Source organism: Bradyrhizobium sp. SRS-191 (assembly GCF_024586915.1).
Lineage (GTDB): Bacteria > Pseudomonadota > Alphaproteobacteria > Rhizobiales > Xanthobacteraceae > Bradyrhizobium.
In genome coordinates this window covers 116,450-141,724 of the sequence record NZ_JANBVS010000019.1, presented here as the reverse complement: position 1 = coordinate 141,724, position 25,275 = coordinate 116,450, and the positions used below count along the sequence as shown (strand labels likewise).

General features: G+C 62.5%; 19 protein-coding genes. 5 read left to right on the top strand and 14 right to left on the bottom strand.

What is annotated here, in order from left to right:
- Positions 1-14: 14 nt before the first annotated feature.
- Positions 15-587: a L,D-transpeptidase gene (locus NLR35_RS27765; RefSeq protein WP_257169720.1), complete on the bottom strand. Its 573-nt coding sequence runs from the start codon at positions 585-587 to the stop codon at positions 15-17.
- A 280-nt stretch (positions 588-867) separates the two neighbouring features.
- Here NLR35_RS27765 and NLR35_RS27760 point away from each other — a divergent pair, with 280 nt between their 5' ends.
- The gene (locus tag NLR35_RS27760) at positions 868-2,415 is read left to right on the top strand and encodes an acetolactate synthase large subunit (protein ID WP_257169719.1); all 1,548 of its coding nucleotides are present in this window, start codon (positions 868-870) and stop codon (positions 2,413-2,415) included.
- A gap of 137 nt (positions 2,416-2,552) precedes the next feature.
- Complete coding sequence (locus tag NLR35_RS27755) at positions 2,553-3,068, top strand: hypothetical protein (RefSeq protein WP_257169718.1); 516 nt, start codon at positions 2,553-2,555, stop codon at positions 3,066-3,068.
- Between the two features lie 107 nt (positions 3,069-3,175).
- Here the strand turns inward: NLR35_RS27755 and NLR35_RS27750 are convergent, their stop codons facing one another.
- A complete protein-coding gene (locus NLR35_RS27750) occupies positions 3,176-3,373 on the bottom strand; it encodes a hypothetical protein (RefSeq protein ID WP_257169717.1) in 198 nt (65 codons plus the stop codon).
- A gap of 273 nt (positions 3,374-3,646) precedes the next feature.
- The gene (dinB, locus tag NLR35_RS27745; RefSeq protein WP_257169716.1) at positions 3,647-4,753 is read right to left on the bottom strand and encodes a DNA polymerase IV; all 1,107 of its coding nucleotides are present in this window, start codon (positions 4,751-4,753) and stop codon (positions 3,647-3,649) included.
- A 347-nt stretch (positions 4,754-5,100) separates the two neighbouring features.
- Between dinB and rnz the strand changes: the two genes are divergently transcribed.
- Positions 5,101-6,006: a ribonuclease Z gene (gene rnz, locus NLR35_RS27740; RefSeq protein WP_257169715.1), complete on the top strand. Its 906-nt coding sequence runs from the start codon at positions 5,101-5,103 to the stop codon at positions 6,004-6,006.
- A 72-nt stretch (positions 6,007-6,078) separates the two neighbouring features.
- On the opposite strand, the gene NLR35_RS27735 is transcribed toward rnz, so the two are convergent.
- The 4 genes from NLR35_RS27735 to NLR35_RS27720 all read right to left on the bottom strand — a co-directional run bounded on the left by NLR35_RS27735 (position 6,079) and on the right by NLR35_RS27720 (position 8,404).
- Positions 6,079-6,363, bottom strand: coding sequence for a hypothetical protein (locus tag NLR35_RS27735; RefSeq protein ID WP_257169714.1), 285 nt, complete (start codon positions 6,361-6,363; stop codon positions 6,079-6,081).
- An 860-nt stretch (positions 6,364-7,223) separates the two neighbouring features.
- Positions 7,224-7,559 (bottom strand): helix-turn-helix transcriptional regulator, encoded by a 336-nt coding sequence (locus NLR35_RS27730; protein WP_257169713.1) that lies wholly within the window; start codon positions 7,557-7,559, stop codon positions 7,224-7,226.
- 15 nt (positions 7,560-7,574) lie between these two features.
- Positions 7,575-8,102 (bottom strand): GNAT family N-acetyltransferase, encoded by a 528-nt coding sequence (locus NLR35_RS27725; protein WP_257169712.1) that lies wholly within the window; start codon positions 8,100-8,102, stop codon positions 7,575-7,577.
- Complete coding sequence (locus tag NLR35_RS27720) at positions 8,090-8,404, bottom strand: DUF1778 domain-containing protein (RefSeq protein ID WP_257169711.1); 315 nt, start codon at positions 8,402-8,404, stop codon at positions 8,090-8,092. The genes NLR35_RS27725 and NLR35_RS27720 overlap by 13 nt, the downstream gene beginning before the upstream one ends.
- 863 nt (positions 8,405-9,267) lie before the next feature.
- On the opposite strand from NLR35_RS27720, the gene NLR35_RS27715 reads away from it, so the two are divergent.
- Positions 9,268-10,599 (top strand): integrase arm-type DNA-binding domain-containing protein, encoded by a 1,332-nt coding sequence (locus NLR35_RS27715; RefSeq protein WP_257169710.1) that lies wholly within the window; start codon positions 9,268-9,270, stop codon positions 10,597-10,599.
- On the opposite strand, the gene NLR35_RS27710 is transcribed toward NLR35_RS27715, so the two are convergent.
- The 7 genes from NLR35_RS27710 to NLR35_RS27680 form a co-directional block, all read right to left on the bottom strand.
- Positions 10,544-10,912 carry a hypothetical protein gene (locus NLR35_RS27710; RefSeq protein WP_257169709.1) on the bottom strand — a complete coding sequence of 123 codons (369 nt, stop codon included), beginning with the start codon at positions 10,910-10,912 and terminating at the stop codon, positions 10,544-10,546. The genes NLR35_RS27715 and NLR35_RS27710 overlap by 56 nt on opposite strands.
- Before the next feature lie 737 nt (positions 10,913-11,649).
- Positions 11,650-14,955, bottom strand: coding sequence for an exodeoxyribonuclease V subunit beta (locus tag NLR35_RS27705; protein WP_257169708.1), 3,306 nt, complete (start codon positions 14,953-14,955; stop codon positions 11,650-11,652).
- Positions 14,952-17,612, bottom strand: a complete 2,661-nt coding sequence (locus NLR35_RS27700) for a PD-(D/E)XK nuclease family protein (RefSeq protein WP_257169707.1) — start codon at positions 17,610-17,612, stop codon at positions 14,952-14,954. The genes NLR35_RS27705 and NLR35_RS27700 overlap by 4 nt, the downstream gene beginning before the upstream one ends.
- A gap of 180 nt (positions 17,613-17,792) precedes the next feature.
- Entirely contained in the window at positions 17,793-21,014 is a 3,222-nt protein-coding gene (locus NLR35_RS27695) for an ATP-binding protein (RefSeq protein WP_257169706.1), read from the bottom strand.
- Positions 21,014-22,057, bottom strand: coding sequence for a hypothetical protein (locus NLR35_RS27690; protein ID WP_257169705.1), 1,044 nt, complete (start codon positions 22,055-22,057; stop codon positions 21,014-21,016). The genes NLR35_RS27695 and NLR35_RS27690 overlap by 1 nt, the downstream gene beginning before the upstream one ends.
- A 482-nt stretch (positions 22,058-22,539) precedes the next feature.
- Positions 22,540-23,046, bottom strand: a complete 507-nt coding sequence (locus NLR35_RS27685) for a hypothetical protein (protein WP_257169704.1) — start codon at positions 23,044-23,046, stop codon at positions 22,540-22,542.
- Positions 23,047-23,049: 3 nt separating this feature from the next.
- The gene (locus tag NLR35_RS27680; RefSeq protein WP_257169703.1) at positions 23,050-24,114 is read right to left on the bottom strand and encodes an XRE family transcriptional regulator; all 1,065 of its coding nucleotides are present in this window, start codon (positions 24,112-24,114) and stop codon (positions 23,050-23,052) included.
- 215 nt (positions 24,115-24,329) lie between these two features.
- Here NLR35_RS27680 and NLR35_RS27675 point away from each other — a divergent pair, with 215 nt between their 5' ends.
- Complete coding sequence (locus tag NLR35_RS27675) at positions 24,330-25,274, top strand: CBASS oligonucleotide cyclase (protein WP_257169702.1); 945 nt, start codon at positions 24,330-24,332, stop codon at positions 25,272-25,274.
- Position 25,275 lies beyond the last annotated feature (1 nt).

Below are 25,275 nucleotides of genomic sequence, written 5' to 3'. Positions count from 1 at the left end.
CTCGTGCAGAATTGTCAGTTCTTCACGATCACAGTGGTGCCGACCGAAACGCGGTCGTAGAGATCGGCGACGTCGTCATTGGTCATGCGGAAGCAGCCCGACGACACCGCCTGGCCGATCGTCTCCGGCTCGTTGGAGCCGTGGATGCGGTACAGCGTGGAACCGAGATACATCGCCCGCGCACCAAGCGGGTTCTCGATGCCGCCGGCCATGTGGCGCGGCAGGTCCGGGCGGCGGCGCAGCATCTGCGACGGCGGCGTCCAGGCCGGCCATTCCTTCTTGGCGGTGATGCGGTGCACGCCGCTCCAACGGAACCCGTCGCGGCCGACGCCGATGCCGTAGCGCAGCGCCTGGCCGCCCTGCAGCACCAGATACAGCCGGCGCTCGGACGTGTTCACCACGATCGTGCCCGGCGCATACTGGCTCTGGAACATCACGGTCTCGCGCGGGATCGGGCTGACGCTGCTCTGATAGAAGTTCGGCCCGCCGCCGAAGATGTCCCTGGTGTCGAACATTTCCGCCCGCGCCATCCCGGCGCTGACCACTGACGCGACCGCAGCAATTCCCAAAGCAAAACAGCGCTTCATTTCCATCCCCTGGCAAACATCAAATTCCGTTCGCAGACAGGCCATAAACGGTTGCACTTCGCAACCCACGGCGCCGTGAGGCCGGTATGTGGCGGCGGTCCGTGGCCCAAATCCCACGGAATATCCCGCACCTCCCGCGCCCAGCATTCTGTTAGCCAATTCGGCGCATCGGCCGCGCCGTGATGGCAGCAATGCGGCCAGCCCCTTTGACGCCGCAGGCGAACAATGATTGATCTGACGACCATTGCAAATGGCGCGCGGATTCAAACGGGAGAACATGATGAACGGTGCGGAAAGCCTGGTACGGACCCTGGTCGCGGGGGGCGTTGACGTCTGCTTTACCAATCCGGGCACCTCCGAGATGCACTTCGTCGCAGCGCTCGACCGGGTCGAGGGCATGCGCTGCGTGCTCGGCCTGTTCGAGGGCGTGGTCACCGGCGCCGCCGACGGCTATTTCCGCATGAAGGGCACGCCGGCCTCGACGCTGCTGCATCTCGGCCCCGGCCTCGCCAACGGTCTCGCCAATCTGCACAACGCCAAGAAGGCGCGCTCGGGCATCGTCAACATCGTCGGCCAGCACGCCACCTACCACATCGGCTTCAACGCGCCGCTGACCTCGGACATCGAGGGCCTGGCGCGGCCGATGTCCGACTGGGTGCGGACCTCGCCGAGCGCCAAGGCGGTCGCCGCCGACGGCGCTGCCGCGATTGCCGCCGCCAAGAGCGCACCGCCGCAGATCGCCACGCTCATCCTGCCCGCCGACACCGCCTGGAACGAGGCCGACGGCATCGCCCAGGTTCCCACTGACGCGCAGCGCCCGAGCTATTCGGACGATGCGGTCGAGAAGGCCGCGAAGATCCTGCACGCGCACGGTCCCGAGACCCTGGTGCTGATGACCGCGGGCGCGCTGACCGAGCAGGCGCTGACCTTCGCCCAGCAGATCGCCGGCAAGACCGGATGCCGTGTGATGGGCCAGACCTATCACCCGCGCATGGCGCGCGGCGCCGGCCGCTTCTCGATCGACCGCATCCCCTACGTGATCGAGCAGGCGCTGCCGATCCTGAAGAACTACAAGCACATCGTGCTGGTCGAGGCCAACGACCCCGTTGCCTTCTTCGCCTATCCGAACAAGCCGAGCATGCTGAAGGCGGAGGGCACCGAGGTGCACCGCATGACCGCCTGGGGCGAGAACTCGGCCGCCGCGCTCGAGGCGCTGGCCGGCCATCTCGGCGCCAAGCCCGCCGACGTCAAGCCGCAGCCGCTCGCCGAGCTGATCAAGCCCACCGGCGCGCTCAACCACGCCACCATCGCCCAGGCGATCGCCTATGCGATCCCCGAGAATGCGATCATCGTCGACGAATCCATCACCACCGGCCGCGGCTTCTTCCCGCCGACGGCCGCCGCCAAGCCGCATGACTGGCTGCAGAACATGGGCGGCTCGATCGGCTTCTCGACCCCCGTGGCGACCGGCGCCGCGGTGGCCTGCCCGGATCGCAAGGTGATGTGCCTCGTCGGCGACGGCAGCGCGATGTACACGATCCAGTCGCTGTGGACCCAGGCGCGCGAGAACCTCAACGTCGTCACCGTGGTGTTCGCCAACAGGATCTACCAGATCCTGCGCGGCGAGTTCGATGGCGTCGGCGCCGGAGAGCCCGGCCAGCGCGCCCAGGACATGCTCAAGATCGACCGCCCGACGCTCGACTTCGTCGCCATGGCCAAGGGCATGGGCGTGCCGGCCCGCGCCGTCACCTCCGCCGACGAGTTCAACGTCGCGCTGGCCGAGGCCAATGCCGAATACGGCCCTCGCCTGATCGAAGTGCAGATGTAAGCCGTTCCGCCCGCAACCCGGCGGCCGCAAATCGGCCGCCGGCCGGTGGCAGCGTCATCGCCCGCATTTCTGGTTGGCGACTCAGCGCGATCGCGTGTTGATGGTGACGTCTCCATCGTCTGTTTTGTTTGGGCGGCATGCACAGCGAATTGAACCGGCTGATCTCCGCGCTGCAGGAGTTTTACGCGCGCGAACGCTACATCCTTGACCGTGATCTCGGTGAGCGCGCCTTGACGCACCGGCTGTCCGTGCACCTGGAGCGCAACTTCCTCGGCTGGGACGTCGATTGCGACTACAACCGGCTCGACGACCGCACGATGCTGCTGCCGCGCGGCTCGATCGTCTCGACCGACGACGATCTCGCGAAATCGATCTATCCCGACATCGTCGTCCACAAGCGCGCGGTGCCCGACAATCTGCTGGCGATCGAGGTCCGCAAGGCCAGCAACCACCAGCCGCTGGCGCATGACCGCCACAAGCTGATGGCGCTGACCGACCCGCATCTGTGGTTTGCCTATTGGATCGGCGTGCTGGTGATTCTCGACCGGCGCAGCGTGATCACGCCGGAGGTTTATGTCGGGGCGCGGATCGATCCTGTGCTGTCGGCCTGGTTCGCCGGGCGATTGCAGCAGATGGGCCTGGCCCCGGGCTGAGATGGTTTGGCCCGGTCCAAATGAACAAGGGCCGCCCCCGAAGGAGCGGCCCGATCTCGCGACGAAGCGGCGCGCCTGCGAACAGGCCGTGCCTCGTGTGCGGTGCCTTACTTCGACATCGCGTCGCCGGACGACTTCTTCGACGACTTCTTCTTCGTCTTGCTCATCTTCATGTCGTCGCCTCCGCCCATGGCGTCGCCGCTCTTGGCCGCCTGGCCGGTCGTCATCGGCTTCTCGGTCGACTGGGCAAGAGCAGCCGACGAGACGAACGCGAGGGCGGCGGTGGCGATGATCAGTTTACGCATGCGGAAAACCTCCGTGGGTTGGAAACGCCAGGACCTTAGGCGAATTTGCGCCGCGGCGTTCTGACGCAGGAATCAGGAAAACGTGAGAGTTCCGCCCCGCAAAAGTCGCCTTGAGCCGCCGCTGCGGGCGTGGCGGGGGCATTCTGTGACGAATGTGCTGGACGCAGGGAGGTCATGCGCGGACGAGCGAGGTCAAAATGGCCGGGTGCCGCCCTTCAGCTGAGACATCAGGATCGAGCTTGGCGCTGCGAGGGTCTTTTTGCAGTCCATCGCTCAGATCGGCATCGCGAGCTGCGTCGCAACACCGGCATCAGGCTCCTGCAGCGACGACAGCGACACGCCGAGCAGCCGCACCGGCTTGGGCAGCGGCATCTCGGCCTGGAGCAGCGCCAGGGACAGGCGCTCCAGTTCGTCGCGGCTGGCGACCGCCGCGGCAACCGACCTGCTGCGGGTGATGATGTCGAAATCGGCGAACTTGACCTTCAGCGTGATCGTCCGGCCCCTGTTGCCGGTCGCCTCGCAGTGGCGCCAGACCTTGTCGATCAGCGGCTGCAACTCGGCCGCCATCGGCTCGAACTCCGTCAGGTCGGCCGCAAAGGTGTTTTCCGCACCGATGGATTTGCGGATGCGATTGGCCCTGACCGGGCGATGATCGATCCCGCGCGAGATCCAGTAGTAGTAGTTGCCTGCTTTGCCGAAGTGCTGCTGCAGAAAGGGTAGGCTCTGGTTGCGGATGTCCAGGCCGGTATGGATTCCCAGCGCGTTGAACCTGGCAGCTGTTGCCGGACCGATGCCGTGAAACTTGCCGACCGGCAGCTCCTCCACGAACGCCGCGCCCATCTCGGGGGAGATCACGTATTGTCCGTTCGGCTTGCGATGGTCGGAAGCGAGCTTCGCCAGAAACTTGTTGTAGGAGATGCCGGCGGAGGCATTGAGGTCGGTCTCTTCCTTGATCCTGGCGCGGATCTGCAACGCGATGTCGCGCGCCAGCGGAATGCCCTGCAGATTGTCGGTTACGTCGAGATAGGCCTCGTCGAGCGACAGCGGCTCGATGATCGGCGTGTGCTCGGCGAAAATCGCGCGGATCTGCTGGCTGATCGCCTTGTAGACCTCGAAGCGCGGCTTGACGAAGATCAGGTCCGGGCACAAGCGCTTGGCGGTCACCGACGGCATCGCCGAGCGCACGCCGAATTTGCGCGCCTCATAGCTCGCGGCCGCCACCACGCCGCGCTCGCGCGAGCCGCCGACGGCCACGGGCCTGCCGCGCAGCTCGGCATTGTCCCGCTGCTCGACCGACGCATAGAATGCATCCATGTCGATGTGGATGATCTTGCGGATGACCGTCGGCGCGGCATCCGGATCCGGACCGGAGCTTGGCATGGCCGAGATGTATCAGAGCCCCGCGCCGAAGTCTGTCAGCAGGAGCGGCCGGCGCTCAACCGGCCTGTCGAACGAGCGTCGCCTGGAACGAACGTCCATTTGACCCGGTCGTTTGTCCGGCTGTGCCGCTATCGCCGCTCCAATCTCCGCCGTCGTCCCGGCCTCGAGCCGGGACCCATACCCCCAGGGAGCAGTTTGGGGCAGGCTGGTGGCGTCAGGCCGCCGGCGCGCTTGAGTTGCCAAGCGGAGAAGTGGAGCTTCGAATTGATCCCGATGAGACAGCCGGCGCAGGTGCCGTGGACAGAACCGCTGATGCGCCTGCAGCCGGCCGGAATGACAGGACGCCCATGTTCGAGCTGACCTTCCTCGGAACCTCGGCGAGCGTTCCGTCGCAGGACCGCAATCATCCGGGCCTTCTGGTCCAGGCCGGCGGACAGCGGATCCTGATCGATTGTGGCGAGGGCATTCAGCGGCAGCTGCTGGCGAGCGGGGCGGGCTTTCGGCGGCTCGACCGCATCCTGCTGACCCACGGGCATCTCGACCACATCCTCGGTGTTCCCGGATTGTTCTCGACCCTGCGGCTGCGCAGCAGCGCGGACATTATGCACGTCCACGGCGGCCCGGGCACGCTCGATATCGTCATCCGCATGCTCGCAGGGTTGTGGGGCGAGGGCCGCGCGCCGATCCCGCTGCAACTCGTTCCGCTCACGGCCGGGCAGGTCCTCGACACCGGGACGTTCGAGATCAACTGCTTCCCGGTCCGGCATCGCGACACCGACAGCCTCGGCTTCGCATTCGTCAGCCGAGCGCGCCGTCACCTCCTGCCGGAGCGCCTCGCAGATCTCGCCGTGCCGGATGGTCCGCTGCGGAAGACGCTGGCGGAGGGGCAGACGATCACGCTCGACGATGGTCGCAGCATCAATCCGGAGGATGTCCTCGGCCCCCCGCGCGGCGGCAGGAAGCTCGTCATCGTCGGCGACACCGAGACCACCGATGGTCTGCAGGAGCATGTCCGCGACGCAGATCTGCTGGTGATCGAGGCGACCTTTCTCCAGCGCGATGCCGCGACCGCGCGCGACTACGGTCACCTGACGGCTTCAGAGGCCGCTGCGCTTGCGGCATCCGGCAACGTCGGTCAACTCGTGCTGAACCACATCTCGGGCCGGTACACAGACGAGGAGATCCTGGACGAGGCGAGGGCGGTATTTCCGGCCACGCGCATCGCGTCGGACTTCGATCGAGTGACCGTGTAGCTGCTTCTCTGCCGGGCTCAGGGCGCTTCGCTTCCGGTCGGCGGCGGCTCGATCTCCTGATCAGCAATTCGATCAGGCAACACCCGTGCGGCTCGGCTTGATGAGGGCATGCTTGATCGCGCCGATGGCCCAATTCTCGTCGCTGGACGAGAGCCAGCGCCCGAAACGGGCGATGCCGATCGTAAACAGCGGCGGAAGACAGCTCAACAAAGGCATCAGCCAGAGCATGGGATTCTGGCAGTCCTTCAGCAATTCGAGCAGCGGACCATTAATGATGAGAATGAGCCGCACCGTTGTTTTATCTGTCATGCCCTCATGATTCGTCCAATAGAAATTGACTGCGCCAAATGATGCCAATCCTTCTCACTATTCGCTCGCGCGCTTTTCCCAATCGGGACCACATTCAGCGTCAGCGCAGTTGTGCCTTTCACAGTAAGAGCCATAGATTCGAATCGGTTGACCTCTCGGAAACTCCTTTACGTCGAGCGGAGGAATGTTGGCTGAATAGCAGTACTCAGTTAGGTGTCGATCACCAAAAACGTCCGTGTATTTGATGACTCCCATCGCGCCGATCGGGGCTTTCCTGCCGCTCAATGGTGTCAAGTTCAGCGGTCCCATGATAAGCCATCCTGAGGCCATCTGTGATCGCGGTCCGATTACACCCTGCGTAAAGCTTAGTTTATACGGATTTCTTTGTTCGAACGTTTCGCTAGTCGCATAACCCCCGATGAGCATATCAATCGAGAATTTAAGTTGGCTCGTCGGGGTATTCCCTACGTTCTCAATGATTGGATTGATCAGCCACCTAGGAGTCTCTTCATCGTTGGGTCCCTTACCGCCGTAGGTAATCAGTTGAAGGCTATTCGACAGAATGAAAGCGCGGCTTTGTGCGCTGTATGCTCTTTTGGCAGCATTGTATTGAAGGAGCGACACGAATGCGCTCGAAATGGCTACCGCAAGAGTTGTGATGCTTAGGAGAAGTGGAGGTTTTCCACCTCTTGCCTCTGATGCCGCTCTCTTACGGCGATGCTTTACGGAGATCCGTTTGGCCGTATTCCAAACTGAGCTAGGTCGGTTGACTAGCATCTCGCTAGGCCAGCTTTCTCGCCCCGGGGCGCCCATTCCGTTGGTTCATGACGCCTTGCGTTTCTTCGCGCGCGGTTGGGGTGCGTCGTCCCCGCTCGGCCCGGCCTGCACCAAAATATCTAGTGTCACTTTCAGCGCGTCCGCAAGCTTGCGCAACGTTGGAACGTCGCCGCTTTTGCGCCTACCTCGATCTCGGGCAGGTAGCCTTGCGTAGTACCAGCGCGCTTGGCAAGTTTATCTTGGCTCAAGCCGCGCTTCTGACGGGGGAATGCGAGCGGCCTTTTCGCTGCAAGGAATGCATCAAATTCGTCGCTGCTAAAGGTTTCTTCCTCGCCGCTCTCCACGCGAGCGATCGAGTGGCGCAGGGTTTCGGCGTTGGCGGTGTCTTCATTAGCTGCGGCGACCGGTTGATCGTATTCCTTTCGGGACAAGATGACGATGTCATCGCCTTGCGGGGGTTTGGTCATCACGGGTCGTGGACGTTAGCCTAGACCCTTTATTATGGTCTCCATCGGCAGAAACATCGTTTTCGAGCCGCCTGGAAATTCCAAAAAGCCATACTTAACATAAAATGCCATAGCGTTGCGGTCGATGGCATGCACTAATACACCGCGAGCGCCAGCAATTTGAGAGAGCTGCGCGCTTCTTTGTAGTGCGTCTCGTAACATGTTGCCGCCTAGGCCGGTTCCTTGGTGATTGGCGTCGACGGCGAGCCGGCCCAAGAGAATCAATGGCACGGACTCTGGCATATTGCGGCCGAGCCTAGGTGGAACGTCCTTGCGGACCGCGGCGCCGGTCGACATCGCATAATAGGAAATCACCTGGCGTCCCTGGGCGACGACGTAGGTTCTGGCAGATTTGCCCTCGCTTTTCAGCGCTCGAAACTTCAGCCAGTCGTCTAGTGCTTCATTCCCACAGCGGAATTGGCTGAGGTCATGAACCGACGATATCGCACTCGGGGGAGAGATTCTTCCCCCGAGCGCGTCAGATATATCTGTTACTTCTCCCATGGAGCCTTACTCGATAAGAGTTTTTTAAGTGCGGCGTTCGGCTTTGGTGGGTTGTTCAAGGCTTCCATGAAGGCGTCGTGCTGTTCAGGATTCAGCACAAACAAGCGCTGATCCAAAAGTACGTCGATCGCATGTTGCCTTGCGCTCTCCAACATGAACTCAGTACGGGACTTACCGATTGCGGCGGCTGCCGTGTCAATCAACTGGCGGGTATTCTGAGGCACTCGCAGGTTTATGGTGATGGATCGGGTTGTGGTCTCCGTGTCTGCCGAGCGTTGGCGGGCTGCTCCGGCGGCTGACATTGGCTTCGTCCTCTGGTGCGTGGCGGGTTGCTTTTTCTTGGATCTTTGGTTGTGGTTGGGCTTCTTGATGTTCGGAGTACGTGTACGGTTTCCTGTATTCACAACGTGTGTATAAGCTCATATCGTATATACATCGTCAATACGTAAAACCAATAGCGCGAGCGATGGTTCCTCGATGTGGTGAGATGGTTACTACGTTGTGATGGTGGCCGGTCATTGTGCTCTGATGGATGTGTGTACGGCAAATTTCTTCGTAAAATCAGTGATTTCAATCACTTTCCCAGCGGGTCCGCTGAAAGGAACTCGCCCGGTAGCTCGTTCTCGCGGTCTACGCATCGGGGTCAGTGGATCAAAGGTGCGACCCAGCGGGAGCAGCCGGCCGCCCTTCCGGACCAAGCGGCATGCCCTCTTTAGCTCGACTCTTTGTTCTCTTTATGTTCTTTTTCTCCAGAAAATGCGGAGAGGAAGAATGGGCGGATTTAGCGTCCATTCGTTGCACTCTCCTCGAAGCCGGCCGCAGAGATCGAGGGGGCTGAGAATTGAGCGCCGACTGGCTTCGATGGTGGGCGCACAAGGGATCGAACCTTGGACCTCTCCCGTGTGAACCACAATCTCTAGACCGCGGCCAACCCAATCCCGCCACAGTCAAAATCTAGAAAATGCACGTAATGGCAATGGCTTGTGGCGGTTTTGACCACAGTAGGCCATAGCGCGCCTTACTGCATTTTGTGTGCCCCTGTTGTGCCCCCTGAGGATTTTCCCCGGGGGCACACAAGAGAGGGAGAGTTTCAGACCCGGTTTGTTCTGGGGCTGTTTGGCGGTCTCGCGGGGCACACGACGAGACGTCGGAAGGACAGGGATTCATGGCAAAAGCAGCAAGCCAGCTGACACTCACGGACGCTCTCATTCGCGCCGCCTCGTTGCCCCCTGGGAAGGCGCAGCATTACCTCCACGACGACAAGCTGCCTGGTCTGGCCCTCCGCATGCGCGCCACCGGCGCCCGAACCTGGGTGTATCTTTTCACCAAGCCGGGCGTGAGGGGGACACAGCGCAAGACCCTTGGTCCTTGGCCCAAGTTCAATGAGAAGGCTGCGCGCAAGGCGGCGACAATCGCGGCGGGCGAGGTCATCAGAGGCGTTGATCCGAATGACGACAGGCGTGAGGCGAGGCGGCTGCAGGCTGAAGAGAAGCAGCGGACCACCCTGGCAAACCTGATCGCTGAAGAGGGACCCTATGAGACGTCGTTGACCGGGCGGCAGGTCGTCAATTGGCGACCGGCAATGTCTGCGTTGAGACGGGGGCTCAAGGGGCATTTCGACAGCAGCGCCGCGGATCTTACCCGCCGAGAGATCATGGCGGCTGTCGACAAGATCGCCAGGACCGGCAAGCGCGGAGCCGCCAAGGACTTCCGCAAGCACGTGCACACGTTCCTAGAATGGTGTGTCGGCGAAGGTTACGTCGAGCACAATGTGCTGGCCGGCTATCGCGCGCCGAAGGAAACCCGGGCGCAGCGGGTCGGGCGGCGCATGAAAGGGCGGGCACTGACCGACGCCGAGATCGTCAAGGTCTGGTGGGCATGCGGCAAGCTCGGGACATTCGGGCTTCTGACGCGCATGTGCCTGCTCGGAGGCGCGCGTCGCAGCGAGCCAACGATGATCGAGTGGAGGAGGCACGTCATGCAGGACCGCATAACCTTCGATGGCGCCTGGACAAAGATGGGCTTGCACCACGACGTGCCGCGCACTCATCTGGTCGACGAAGTACTGACGGCCGCCAAGCATTTCCAGCGGGCGACCTCGGATTATGTGTTTCCCTCGCCTAAGACCGGCGGGCAGATGTCGGGCTTTACCAAGATGGTGAAGCGCCTCGTCAAGGAAGCGGAAGTAGATAAGTTCACCATGCATGACCTGAGGCGCAGCCTGCGCACCATCATGTCACGCTGCGGCTACGACAACGAGATCCAGCGGCTCTGCGTCGGGCAGAAACCTGGCGGCATCGACCAAGTGTACAATCACGATGAGCAGTGGATCATCCGTAAGATGGCGTTCGAGGCGGCACACGACTACATCGCGGAATTGGTCGGAGCAGAGCGTGCCGGCAAGGTCGTGCGTCTTCAGAGGACGAATCCGCTCGATCCCATCAAGGCTGAGCTGCTTGGCCGTCTTCGCGAGCATTTTGCGGCTGGGGGTGTTTAGCCTCCGTGCGCCCGGATAGATACTCGCGCACCGCATCGACTCGATAAAGCGGGCGGCCGTCGACGTAACGCCATTTGAGCGGATGATCCGGATTGCGCCGCCACTGCTCCAGTGCGCCTGGCGTGCGCCGGATCGCCGCCGCGGTCTCCAGAGCCGTGAGGTTCGAGCTGCCCGGCAAGGCGTCGATATCGAAGCGAGCCGGTGGGGGAACGCCACGGTTCTTGCGCGGCCGCTTGGTGGTGGTCGCGATTTGATCGGAGCTCGTCGATCCAGTTGCGTCGACAGAGGAGGTCACGTCCGTCTTGCCGCCCATACCATTTTCCACAGCTGCAATCGATGCGGCCGATATGATCGTAGGCCGCTTGGAGAGCATAGAAGTGAGCGTTTGACGTAGGGCTGGCGGCGGCCTTGGCGTGCAAAAGGATGGATGGAGAGGGTAGGTGGTATCACAAAACCAGCGCGATAGGCCGGCAGCAGACTGGATCATGCAGTTGGCGGGCTGCTGCGGTCAGGAACGAGACCGTGGACATAATAGGCCGGCTGACCACGAATCTGAGGGTCGGACGTTCGAATAGTTCCGGGCGCGCCAGCTAACCTAGTAGAAAAATCATCAGTTTCTGCTTTGTTCAAAAATGTCCCCAGACCAAAATTCCTGTCTAGTCTGGGGAAGTTTTTGAAGGCCCTGGTGAAGGCTACTGCGCGGCCACAAGATCACCGCCACGATCGTCTTCGCCGTTCGTCAATATCTCTGCGTGCTGATATCCTATGACGCCGGCCTGCCGATGTTCTTCCCCTGTCGCTCTGCAACGTGGCGCAATGCTATTACCGCCGCAGCCCCGAGCGCATCGCCTGGGTCGATGACGGCCCGCTCGGGCGCGAGCTCGTCGCCTTGCCTGACGTCTACGTCGAGAACTTCGACTCGGATGTGCCCACGGTGTTGCGCCCGGCCTTCAATATGCTTTGGAATGCGTTCGGATTCCTACGACGCGTACGATGCCGGTTGGACAAGAACTAGCTGGTCAGAGTTCGGGCCGATGGGCAGTCGTCGGTTCAGCGCGGCTTCTCGACCCATTCGATGCGCCCCGCCGTCATGTAGACGACCGCGCCGCGTTCGGCGCCAAGCATATGGACATACTGGCCAAGCTGGTTGGCGTAGTCGGCGCGCGAGGCGGCGTCGGGATCGACATCGCTCTTCCAATCGAACACGATCTGTGGCCGCCCCGCGACGTAGCGAACCGCGTCGGCGCGCCCCGCTACAAGCCGCTCGCCGTCCTCGGCGAGCCGTCCATAGACCGGCACCTCGGCCATCAACCCCTCCCGGCTCGAGGCCAGCTCCGGCAGCGACCAGGTGCGGAGCGCCGTGTGTGCCAACTCATCGGCATCGAGTGCACTCTCTGGCGCGGCGGCGCCATAGAGTTGCTGCACGAGCAGCGTCGACCGTTGGCGGATCGCCTTGGCGCTGGCTTCGACTTCCCCCGTGACAAGTTCTTCCATGATCTTGTGCAGCACGATGCCGCGCGCCGAACCGGCCCCTTGCACGGTGATCGGCTCGGCGGGCTGATCCCATGCCGTGGCGGCCGGCCTGTCAAAGGTGACTAGGTCGGGGTCTGCATCGCTCGGGCGAATCCAGCGGATGCGTGCGAAGGCGCGCTCGACAACCGCTTGCTCCGTCTCGAATTGCGGGCGAGTCTGCGTGTTCGCCGTCTCGATCGGCCTCGCGAACGGCTTCCTCGCCAAATTCGCAATGTTGAGGTCGGCCACCTGGTCGAGCTGCAAATCAACGGTGCGCGCCCACGAGGCATTCGCGCTCCACGACAAGGCCGGCAAGACCAAGAGGTCCATCGCCCGCGTGCAGGCGACATAGAGGAGCCGCAGGCGCTCCTCGGCTTCCTCCTGCGCTTGCGAGGTCATCGCATCGGCAAGCGCGGGCGGGACGACGTCGCCCAGCATCCAGTGCAGCGTATCGTCGCTGCGCCGGTGCACGAACTGCTCGGGCGGCCGTGCGCCCGACGCGGTGTTGATCGGGATGACGACGGGCCACTCCAGACCCTTCGAGCTGTGGATCGTCACGATCTTGATCGAATGCTCATCGGCGTCGATCACGCCCTCATCGTGGGCAAAACGGCATGACCATTCCTCGTCGACATCGCGCGCAAACTGCCGAAATCCGCGCACCCCATACGCGCGAGCCTTCTCCAGCAGCGCATCGACATTGGCGAGTGCCCGCGACGCCTGGTCAGGGCTTCTCGTCATCAGAATGGCGCGAACCCGCAGACGCTCGACCGCTTCGCCGAGGAGCAACGCAGGCGCGGTGCTGCGGACCCGTCGTTGCAGGTCGCGAAGGATCGTCAGCGTTTCACGCGCGACGGGGTGCGAAACGATGTCCGGGTCGGTGAGTAGGCTCAGGCGCAGCGGCGGACCGTCGCCGTTGGCTTTTGAGGCCAGGGCTTCGGACAGATCGAGCAATTCTTCTTCGGTCAGTCCGACCAGCGGCCCTCGCATGAGTGCACCCAAGGCGATGGTGTCGCGGGAATCGCCAAGCGCGCGCACGAGCGCGACCAGGTCCTGTACCTCTTGCCGCCGATAGAAATTCTTGCCCGCTTGCGAGCTGAAGGGCAGCTCGGCTTCCTCCAAGGCACGTTCGTAACGCCATAGCTCCCGCCCGGTTGGCGCGAGCAGCGCAATGTCGCCCGGGGACAGGAGATGAACGCCGCGATCCGCCCGCCGGATTTTCAAGTTGCCGATCAGACGCGCGCAGGTCTCGGCGACAATCTTCGCTTCCTCGTCGCGAATGTCGTCGACGCGCGACTGCGGAATCACCTCGACTTTGACCTTGACCACGCCGGGCAGGCCATGCTCCGCGCCTTTGCGCGTCGGTTCGAGCGCGACGTAGCCCGACTCCTGACCCTGGAGTGGCGTCTGAAAGCACTGATTGATGTGGCGCAAGATGCCGTCGCAGGAGCGAAAATTCGCCGCTACGGGCACCAGATTGCCGGGGAACTGACGCTCGATCGCGGCGCGCGCCAGGCGGTAGGTCGCGATATCGGCGCCGCGGAACCTATAGATCGCCTGTTTCGGATCGCCGACCATGAAGAGGCGACCGGGCACCAGCCGCCGCTCGTGCCATTGCGGCGCCGGCGCATCAACGCTCGTCAAAAGGAAAATGATCTCGGCTTGGATCGGGTCGGTGTCCTGAAACTCGTCGACGAGCACGCGAGTAAACCGCTTGGCGGCCGCGGCGCGAACCGTCGTTTGGGTACGAAAAACCTCGCGCGTCAGATGCAGCAGATCGTCGAAATCAAGCACGGCGGCGCTGCGCTTGAAGCTCTCGAAGCGCCGGATCAGCTCATCAAGCTCGGCCGAGAAGACGCTGACGATCGCCGTCGCGAGCTGTCCCATGATTTCGCGAAACGCGGTGGCGCAAGCCTCGTAGTGCTCGCTTGCCATAGCAGCGAGCCGCTCGCCTTCGGCTTTTCCAGCTGCGCCCCGCCAGACCCCGAGGCGGCGATAGTCTAAGAGATCGAGGCCGCTTTTCCGCATGATGGCGACGCGAGCTGGATGCGCCAATTCCCACAAGCCCTCAAAATCGGGAACCGGCGCGAACTTGCCGCGAAAGTGCCGCGCTAATTGCTCCAGATCGAGCAGGTCCTGCTCGGCCTCGGCGGGTGCGCCTACGGAGTTGAACCACCGGCGGAATTCCGCCACGGCCTCGCTGAACGCCAGGTCCGAGTCGGTTTCGACCCGCGCCGGCAGCGGCCGCGCAGTCCGGTGCGCCCTCCGGAATTCGGCAAGCTCGCGCAACAGCTCCTCGGCGTGGATCGGATTCCTCTCGGCGGTTTGCGCGATCGGATCGCTGGCCGCCCTCATTCCCGACAGACGGTCCCGCAACCAGCGCTCAAAGATGTTTGCGAAGGCGAGGTCGGCTTGCCCGCGGTCGATAATCTCGGCGCCCGGATCGATTCCCGCCTCGACCGCGTAGATGCGTAGCAGCACATGGCAGAAGCCGTGAATCGTGGTGCAGGTTAGCTCGTCGAAGCGCTTGGCGACTTCCTGCAGCGCTTGAATCTGCTCGCGCGTCGGTCCGCTCGGAAAGGCGAGCCGTAACTCTTCCGGCACGTGCCCGGACAAAATTTCTTGGAGAAAGCGCGCAATGCGCTCCCGCAATTCACCAGCGGCAAATTCCGTGAAGGTGATCGCCGCGATCTCGCGCGGGGGTACGCCGGACGCCAACAGGCACAGCACGCGCCCCGCCAAGAGCGATGTCTTGCCCGTCCCCGCAGCGGCCTCGACCAGCAACGTCGATGCCAGCTCCATCAGCGCGCGAAGGCGTTCGGCTTCGTCCGGCAGATTCGTCATCGTGCGTCCCAGAATTTTGCAAGGCGTCCCGATGCCTTCGCCAGCGCCGATCTCTTGCGGCGCAGATAGGAGGGCGAGGCCGGCATCGCGAGCCGGAGATCATTCTCGGCCGCATCCGCGTCCTGGCCCGGAAGGGCGGCGCCCCGCGTCAGGAATTCAGAGGCGAGAGCGACGAACTCGCTGATCAGCTTCAGCGCGCCATCGAGGTCTTGCAACCGGACTTCGCGCGGCTCGCCGGCCAGATAGAGAAGCCGCGCCACGACGTGGTTACAATCGGGTAGAAGTTGCCGGCAGGCCAGAGCATAGAGCGACCGCTGCAGCTCAGCGCCGCCGCGAATGACAATCAACTCCGCTTTCGGCGGGCTTGATCCGGTCTTGTAATCCGTCACCCGCACCGCTTGCTTGACGCGGCGTAGATCGAGCCGATCGATCGTTCCCTGAATGCGAACGCCCGTGCTCGGGATCTCCACGGGGAGCGCCGGGTCCCACGGTAGCGGCCGTTCCACGCCAAGCGGGATCAAGCCGCCGAACGGCACTTCCGTCCAGCTTTGCGTATCGGCTTCCCTGGTTTCGCCGAACCGCAGGGCGGCCGCCGCAATCTCCGCCGCGTGACGCACCGTGTTGGTCCAGAGGAGCCGCGGCGGTACCGGCTGCTGGAGCGGCCAAGTATCGCGAACAATCTCGGCGGTACCTTTGATCGCGGCCTCGATTTGCTCGGCGCTGGCCGCTACGAGACCTGGCGCGGGTTCGAGCGCGTCAACGGCTCGCCGCAGCAGCTCGTGGACAAGCTTGCCAAGCGCCTCCGGCGCGATCGTAAGCGGCTGTTCGGGCTCTGTCGGCGCCCACCAGCCAAGACCGTATTTCCAGACGAAGCCAAGCGGGGCACGGAGAAGCAGTTGCAGCGAGGTTGGTGATTGCGTGCGGCCGAGCGCACGCGCGATCGCTGGATGGTTGGCGCGGAAACGGCCGTCATGGTCGGTCAGGCCGGTCACATGCCAGTTCCGCCAGCATTGCGATGCCGACTTGATGCCATCGAGCGTCGCTGCTTCGTCCCGGCGTGCCATCAGCCGATCCGCTTCGCTGAACGCATGCTCGGGAACGCGCGCGCGGGCGAGCGCGCGTTCCTTTGGCCCCTCTGCGATCAGCGGACTAGCGCCGAGGCGGTTTCCCTGCGCGTTGCGGCGGCTGCGCGACATGGAGAGGGCGCCGCTCGCGCTGCCGACGACGATTGCAAAGCAACGTCGATCGGCTTGCGGCATCGGATCGGGATCAAGCTCTTTCGCCGCAACGATGTGGTCCGGCAAGATGGCGTCGTCGGTTTCGCCGCGCGGCCAACGTCCGCTGGTCAGGCCGAGGAGCCGCACATAGGGGCGAGGCCACGCCGCGAGATGCGCGGCCGGACCCCATACGACGGAATCGCCCGGATCGTTATCGTCCGCAAGACGAATGTTCTGCAGCGTAAGCTCGATGGCGTGCGCGGGCGCCGCACGCAGCGCCGTCTGCCAAATGGTCTTCGAGCGTCCCCGCAGCAGCAGGGTCTCCGCTTCCAGCGCCGCCAACGGTCCTTTTGCGAGCGCACCGAGAATGGGCAGCAGCGACCCAACCTCGATCGGATTTCCATTGACTTGCAAACCGCGGAGCGCGCGCTCCCAATCCTCCAGTCCGAAGAGCGAGGCGCCGCGCGGCAGAGCCGCAAGCCAGCCGGGCGGAAGCCGGTCCAGTTGCGTGCCTTCTCCGGAGCAGAGCGCAATCAGCCGCCTGACGCGCTGTTCGCTCAAACCGCGCACCAGCACGTCCGCTACGGCCGCGCAACGCTGGCCGTCCCGGACGCTGAGAGCCGGGATGCCGTGCGTGAAATGAATTCGCAGGCCCGTGTCCGCGGCGAGCGCGAGAATGTGTTCATCCCATGATCCCGGCGCCGCCGCCGCCACCGCGATCTCAAACGGTTTCGCAAGCTTCATGCTCAACAGCTTGCGAACCCAGCGAAGAGCCTCGACCGCCTCGTGATGCGGATCGGCGCAGGAGACAATGTCTGCCTTATCGGGAGTCCCATGTAGCGGAACCGGCTTCACCTCGCCAAACCACGAGGTTTCCGCGGACGCTGGCGTCTCCCATTCAACCGGGACGACCTTGCCGAGTGCTTTGACCAGAGGTCGCCACACGGGCGCGATCCACGGGACCCGCTCAATGCGGACCGGCCCCACGAGCACCGGCGCGCGCTCTACGCGCGCGAGCGCCGCCGAGCGCAGGTCGCGTGGCAGCAGAGTTGCCGGAGAAAGTTGCGCGCGCACACGCTCTTCGATGACCGCCAGGTCGAGGAGACGCGGCACAGCGTTGCGCTTGGCGGCCGCCGCCAGATCAATGTCGGCGTTCCATGCTTTCTGCAGGCTGCGCGCGACCGCTCGCGTCATGCCGGGCAGCTCCGCGACCGGATCCAGCTCCTTGAATCCCTTCGCAGCGATCGCCGCTTGGATCGCCGGCTCTAGATGTTCCACCTGCACAGGTTGGACGAACCCGCCGACCAAATGCGCGGCAAGTTGGGGCCAGGTGAGAATCTGCAGCCCGTTTTCGCCCGCGCGCGCGGCCAGGACCCGCCGCATCTGGAATGCGAGCGGCCCTTCGACGATTGCGGTGCTGCGGTGTGTCTTTGCGTCCACGGCCCCTGCCTTTCGCCACCAATGCGACTCTTGGAAGGCCGGCGACCCTAGCGCGTTTTCGCTGCGTTTTGAACGGCATGCGTCGGCACGCCCATCGCTACCGCAAGGCGAGCCGAGCGCGTTGGCTCGAGCCCTTCAGTGTCAATCTTCGGGTACTGGCCCACCTCGTACGCGTCACCTTCAACGTCTCATCGCCGGCAGTTGTTTGATCCAGTCAACAAAATCGGTCAACGAAACGGCTTCGCTCTCCCATACCTCCGAGCGGATGCCGTAGCGGATGTCGTCGACATGTTCGAGATCGAACCCGCTCTTATCGGCGCTCTCGACCGCCTCCTGAATGCCCTCGCGCGCAGGCGCCAACCGGTTGCCGATGCTGGACACGAAGCGCGCGAGCTCTTCGACCCTTTCGGGCGTGAGTTCGTCAATGTCTTCGTTGGCATCGAGAGGGACCACGCAAAGCCAGAACCGGGCTTGATCGCCGCTCGCTTCCTCGCCCTGACGATTGCTCATGCTCACGCTGCCGCCACGTGTCGCCTTGATCTCGATCTTGGCGACCAGCGTTTCGGCCTGCTGCATCTCGATCCAGCCGACATCGGCATAGGAAGCTTCATCAACATAAGCGCCGAGGTCATAGCCTTTGAACTGGGGCTTCACGCGCATGCGCAGCAATAACAAGCGCGATTTGAGCCGCGCGCCGATCAATTCCTCGACGATCTTGCCGAGCTTCTGATTTTGCCTCCAGCGTTGGTCGGCTTCATGGTGCGCTTCGATGTCTTCGATCAGCCGCGCGACGGCGCCCGGATGCTGAGCCGCCAATCGGGCAAGTTGGGCAAGCCTTCTTCGAAGTTCGGTGCTCTGCGACTCGCCCGCTGCAAGCACAGCCTGTTCGAGCACGTTGATGCCGATCAGAGTCAGGAAGTCCGTATGCTCCTCGCTGGTCACAGCATCGGCGAGGCGAGGGTCGTGACGCGTGAGGCGAGCGAGGCTGACGTCCGTCAGGCGTTCCTGGACCTTTGACCGCGGCACCCACTCTCGCTCGCGAATGAAGGCGAGCCATTGACACGGAATGATCTCATGTTCAGCGCCGCATTCGCATTCGACCGCGACGCGCTTTTTCCACGATTTGTCGGCACCAATCACGTAATCTAGAATGAACTGAAGAAATCTTACGGCGCGCTCGCGGCTGCGCAGCGCTTCCTGAAATTCCGTGCCGATGAACGCCAGCTTGCCGACTTCGACCGGCGCAGCGGCGCTGTGCCCATAGCCTTCAAGTTCGAGAGCGAGCATATAGTTTTCGAGCTCGGCCAGCTCTTGGTCTTCTGACGACAGCAACTCAATGACGAGGACCCCGTTCGCCGCCGCCTCGCTCCACGAACTGCTGTCCAGCAGGGGGGCGTAATCGTCGCTTAGGACCGAACCCCTCGGAAACGCGTCCCAGTACGGGCGCGCTTCGTCGGGCCACAGTTCCCGCGGCGCCAAAAGGGTTCCGCGCGACGAGGTCTTGCTGACCATTTCGGATTCGTCGTTGTCCAGCGTGTAAACGGGAATGCCATCCTTCAAGTCGTCCCAGCGCCCCTCGACCGCGAGCCACTGAAACATCGTCAAGCAGGCTGCACGGTATTCCGGCGCGTCGGACGTCGCCTGCGCTTGTCTCTTGAGGCGGTCCTTGGCGTTCGATACCAGCGGCTCACGCGGCTGAACCCGCTTGATGATGCTCTCCGCGCCGATGATGTCCTCATGGACGAGCCGCTTACGAATGGGATCATCCAGCGTCTCCAGTACATTCTTGAGGTCGTCGTCGATCTCCGTGTCGCGGCTGAGCTCGACGCTGGAGCGGAAGGTGCCTTCGGGAGTCTGATCGGGGATCAAGCCATCGAGGCAAGTGGCCCTGTGCGGCTCGGCCACGGCGGAAATCAGCCCATTCAGCCACGCGATGGTTTCGGCTCGCTCAAGTTCGAGGCGTTCGCCTAGATTTTTGAGGCTTCCGATCTCTTTCACATTCGCGATCAGCCGCTCCGGCGTGAGGACGCAGGATTCAATCAGCGGATCGTTGTCGCCCAAGAGGCCAATCCATGCGGCAGCGACGACAGAGCAGCCCTCGGCGACCGCCGCGGCTGGCGCCCAAGCCTCAGCCAAGTTCGTCCCAAGCCGATAAACGCTCTCCCACGTCATGGTCGCGTCGCCGAGCGGGAGGTGTGCGTCGGAGGCTGGCTCGGGGTCCCCGTTTTCCATCCGCACGAGCGGGATGGCCGCAAATTGCCGGATCAGGGAGCGCTGCCAATCGGCATACCAAGGCCTGTCCTCCAGCCAGGCCGGAAAATCAGACACCTCGCTCACATTGAGCAGCAGATGCAAATCGTCAAAGCCTTCTTCGGCGCAGTTTCGCGCCAGCAGGAGAAAGCACGCCGCAGCCTTGGTCAGGAGTCCCTTATTGACATCGCTATTCGGACCGCCGGCCGAGAACACCAGGCCATCCCGGTTCTCTGTGGTCGCGAACAACGGACTGTGAAACACGGCGGGCAGGCCGAGAGTGACGGAGTTCACGAGCGGCAGAAACTTAAACAGCCGCGGCACGTCGCCCGGCAGCCACAGCTCGTAGCCTTCGTCCTCGCGCTCCGAGACTGGAACCGCCGCCCAAATCCCATCCTCTTCGACGACGAAGAAGCGGTCGGACGAGTCAATTCCTTCGATCACCGTGACATAGCCGCCCGCATCAAGCTCCTCAGTGCCTGCGCGCGTATAGCTGTAGCGCTTATCCTGCAATCGGAGCTCAATCGCATCAACGTTGTTATCGAAAACAAGAATGTAAGGAACGGCGTCGAACGGAAAATCGGTCTCAAGCTCGCCGGCGTCAAGTGACCCATCGGCTTGGTAGACGTACTCCGTCCAATCGGTCGGCTTGAACCGTTTTTGATCGAGGATTTGAATCAAAGCGTCGAGCGAACTCTGCATTGCCGCTCCAATCGCTTCGGCGCTTTCGCCGGAGCGGTCCAGCTCGAATTCAAAGCCCTTGCGCACGCCGTCATCGTCGCGCAGGGTCCCCTTAATCCGGACCTTCTTTGAGATGAGGTGCGTCGACAGAAAGCCGCTGCCGAATTTTCCAAGCTGCTCCGGGTTTGATTGCTTCGTCGAGCCATGCAGGATCAGGCTCAGGATTTCTTCTTCCGTGAAATCCCGCCCGTTGTGCGCGAACGTAATCTGCTTCGGCGAGACCGTGACGCGTATCGTCATCGGTCGCGACTCGTCAGGAAAATCCCGCGCGTTCTGAATCAGCTCCCATAGCCACCGTGTCGCGAATTCTGATCGGTGTTCTTCGAGGTCGGCAAGAGCCTTCTTGATCTCTTGCGCGTTGTTACGGTGCAGGATTCTCGTAGCCTTCCGTTGCAGCCGATTGTCACTCACTAGCTTTCCTTAGCCTCGGTTCGTTGGCGCAAGCCCGGCTTCGTACGCAGCTGCCGGAATCCGAACTTGTCCATGATGAGATGGCGCGCGAGCGATTGGACGTTGTGCGCATCGTAAACTGTCAGGCTACGTGCGGTATCGGAAAAGCGGTGGGTTGTCGTCGTGCTTCGCAGCCAGCTTGCGAGCGCCAGCGCATCGATGAGGTGGACGTTCACGTCGCGCACATTGCCGCGCGACCAGTTCGGCTTTCCCGCTGAAGGCGGCGGGCGCTTTTTCTCAATGCGGGTCTGAGGTCCGCGCAACGTCCATATATGGGTATCCGCGATGTCGATGCCAGATTCCTGCAGGCGCTCCTCGAGATCGGCCTTCACAGACGGATTCCAAGTACCGTCTGGCATCTTAGACGGGTTCTTTTGGTTCGCGCGAATTTCGAGGCCAAGCTCCTCGATAGCGGAATAGGCGAGGGTGACGGCGTTGGCGAGGTACACGTGGTAGACTGGATCGGTCTGCACCTGAAATCTTCGCGGCGACTCGCCCGGATGAAGGTCCATCAGATGTGGCGACGATGATTGGTAGCTCAACGCGAGCTTGTGCAGCGCGTAGCTGGACGACCGCATCCGGCTGGCGCTGTTCGCAAGACTGCAGGCGGCTAGAAGCCCCGACTTGCTCATGTACGACCTCGTGCCGGCCGACGCTCCGGCCTCACGCAGTTCGATGCTGAAGGGCTCCGGACCAAAGGTGATCGATCCTTCGAGTACCGCCATCGCTGATATCAGCAAGTTTACCGCACGTTGCGCCTGCGCCGGTCCGGGCGCCCGGATCATGATCTCCATATCGAAGAACACTGGCACGTCGTCCGACACGTAGTTGCCGGTCGCCGCGTGGCCCCGCTCCTCGAACAGTTTCATGGAAAAATCATGCATCTCCTTGAGCGGCCCACGGTACAAGCCCGACTCCTTTTCGAAGGACCAGGCGGCGCCGCGCGAGACGAAGGGGTCACCGGGCGGGTCGTTTGCGAAGAGCGTCGTGTGATAGAGGGGCATGGGCGTCAAGATCGTCACGGATGGATGCGCAGACCGATACGGTAGGGCGGGCAGAGGCTCGGGAATAGTCCGTGCTCGTATAAATTGACCTTTTCCGCCGCTGCTCGCTACATTCGTTAACAGGGAGGGCCAAATGGTGCGTCCGGCGTCGCGCGAAATTAAATTTCGAATCTTGCGCAAAGACGTCCCTAACGAGGAAGCGACCCGGTTAAGCGGGACCGGACGTCATCTACGCCCGCTGGCTGCTTTATCGCGTCTGCTGTCTGCCACTTTTGACCCGATGGGATGAGTTTGTACGCCTCGGCCTTGCGATCGAGGAGCCGGGGCGGCAGCGCCACGCGCAGCATATGGCAAAGGCCTCCACATGGACTGTCATCCAAGGACGAAGCGATGCTGTCCAAGAACGTTGTCGAAGGGCTGCGTGAGGCTTGCCTTGCGATTTCACAGCCACAGCGGCGACCGCTCCAAACGGAAGACACCATCTAATTCCGCCGGAGCTGCTCAGCAAACTGAGCCAACCGCCGCTGCACTTCCTCGGTCGGAAGGCGACAGCGAGGGTGGGCGCAGATTGCGCTAAGCCCATCATGAAGCTGCTCGACTGAAACATGGTTTCCGTCTGCGAGCTGGTCGAGCAGCCATAGCACGCCGTGCATTTCAACTTGCTCGGCGATGGCGAGATTACGCAGCGAGCCATCGCCCGTGAGCAACGTCCACCGTCGTGCCTCGGCAATAGCGAATGCAAATGTGTCAGGCACGGAAAGACGTGCATTCTGCCGCCGCACCGCCGTCGCCCGGCTGACTTCGGGTGGGGTGAGAACCTCGACGCGAAGTCCTAGCGCCACCAGCCGGTCTCCAAGGGGACCGACCAATTCCCTGGCATAGAGCAGGTCCGGCACGGCGAATTCGAAGGGCAGGTGGAACATCTCCTCAAGCAGCTTCCCCCGCTCGAGATCAATCAGAACCGACGTGTCGGAGACGAGGATCGTCACTTGTCAAGCCGCCACCTGATCCAGTCTGGCATCAAGCTCGCGCACGGAAATGCCAAGCAGCTCCGCCGCACGGGATTCTCCGATTAGGCCCTCGGCGAGCGCCCTGTAGCACAATCGCTCGAACCGCTTCGGCTCTTCGAGCGCGGGCTCCATCGTCTCCGGTTCCTTGAAAGGCGCCGTCCTCCATCCTCGCTCGGCAAAGATCTTGAACAACCGGCCGAACGCGGCCTGGTTGATGATGCTGAGATCCTTGCAGCGATAGGCGAGGGCCTGGACGCTGACGCCGAAGCGTTTTTTGAGCGCCACCAGCTCCCCAAGGCTGATCGACGAACGATGAACGCCGACCTCCGCCCGCAGGACGTCGGCCGGCACCAGGAATGCTCCGGCGAAACGATGCGCGGCTTTCTCTTCATCGACCCCGCCGCAGGGAGCAATCACCATGTGGCCGAGTTCATGGGCGAGATTGAACCGCTTGCGCTCCGACCACGTGCTGCGCTTGACGACGATGACGCGCGCGGCCGCACGGTCCCTGCGCCGGACCTTGGCCGCAAGACCATCGATCTCGTCTAGGTCGAGCGACAGAATCTTGATGCCACGCTCCTCCAGCAATTCGGCGAGCTGTGGGATTGGATCGTTGCCGAGACCCCAATCGTCCCGCACCGACCGGGCAGCATCCTCGGCGTCGCGGATGTCTGCAACGGGATGCGGAGCGCTTCGGGGCTGCTCCCATTCGACGCTACGCAACTGTAACAGGTCCTCAACGGCGAGATAGCGCTCGAGCATGTGAATCGCGCGCGCCTGGAGGACGGCTTCTTCCCTAGAGGACGTCCCGACCTTCTTCCGGAAATCCACCCCTTCAAGGGCAATTTCGTCCTCGCTGAGAAGGTATTCCTCCGTGACGTCGAGCGCCCGGGCCAGCGCCATCAGCACGCGCGAGCTCGGCATATCCTCGTTTCTCTCATATTTTCCAATGGCTTGCGCTGAAACGAGATCGTCCATTGCGGCCGCCAGCGCGCGCAGCGACAGGCCCGACGCCGACCGGGCGATCTTGAGCTTGTTTCCGATCATGGCAGCCTCCTGACGATCCGGGTTTCCGACCATATGATTTGGGGATAAATCTGTAAACCGATATCCCTTGAAAAATATTAAGAAACTCGCCACATAGTGATTGGTTCACCATACACAGGCCAATCTTGTAAACCGGGCCGGGCGAGCCGCAAGATGTTGGGGCGGCCATTCGGGCCGGCACAGGACACAAGCCGAACGCGAAAGGGGCGGGGGCAATGGCGTTGAACAATACCGAACTGCGCTACTACGACAGCAATGTCCTGCGCCTGCCTGCCGACAAGCGGACAGAGTATCACGAGCAGGTCGACCGCCTGATCGCTGAATTGCGCAAGAGCGTCCGCGACAAGACCGAAATCAAGATCACCAAGGTCGTGAAGGCGGGCTCGTTTGCAAAATACACGATCCTCCGCAAGACCAGCGCCGATCCGGTGGATGTCGACGTCGTCTTCTACATCTCCGGCCGCGATGTCGACCAGGAAACGCTCGAAAGTCTGAACGACACGATCTACGACCTGCTGACGAAGATCTACCCCAACAAGTCGGTCGAAGACTTCCAGATCCAGCGCAAGGCCGCGACCGTGACCTTCGTCGGCACCGGCCTGAGCGTCGACATAGTTCCGGTCATCGAGGACGAGAACCGACCCGGCTACGGTTGGCAGTTCGACATCAACGACCGATCGAAGATCCAGACCTGCGCTCCCTGCCAGATCAAGTTTGTCCGCGACCGCAAGAGCCAAGACACCGATTTCCGCACCCTGGTGCGCTTGGCGAAGAAATGGCGCAACCATGCTGAACTCAAGCCGCTCAAGTCGTTCGCGATCGAGCTCATCTTGGCTCATGTGCTGGAGGCCCAGGGCAATTCCGGCAGCATCGAGCAGCGCTTCCGGAACTTTCTTCTTTATGTCGCCCAGTCCGGGCTCAAGGAGCAGATCAGCTTTCCCGAGAACACGGCGCCGTTCGGTCAGTTTACCGATCCGGTGGTGATCCTCGACCCGGTCTACAGCCTCAACAACGTGACCAGCCGCATCTCCGAAGCCGAGCGCAAGGAGATCGTCGCGGCAGCCGAGACGGCGTGGGAGGCGGCCAATTTCGCATCGGCCGAAAACGACAATGAGGTCTGGAAGGAGATCTTCGGTCCTCGCTTCAAGACGGAGGATTGAG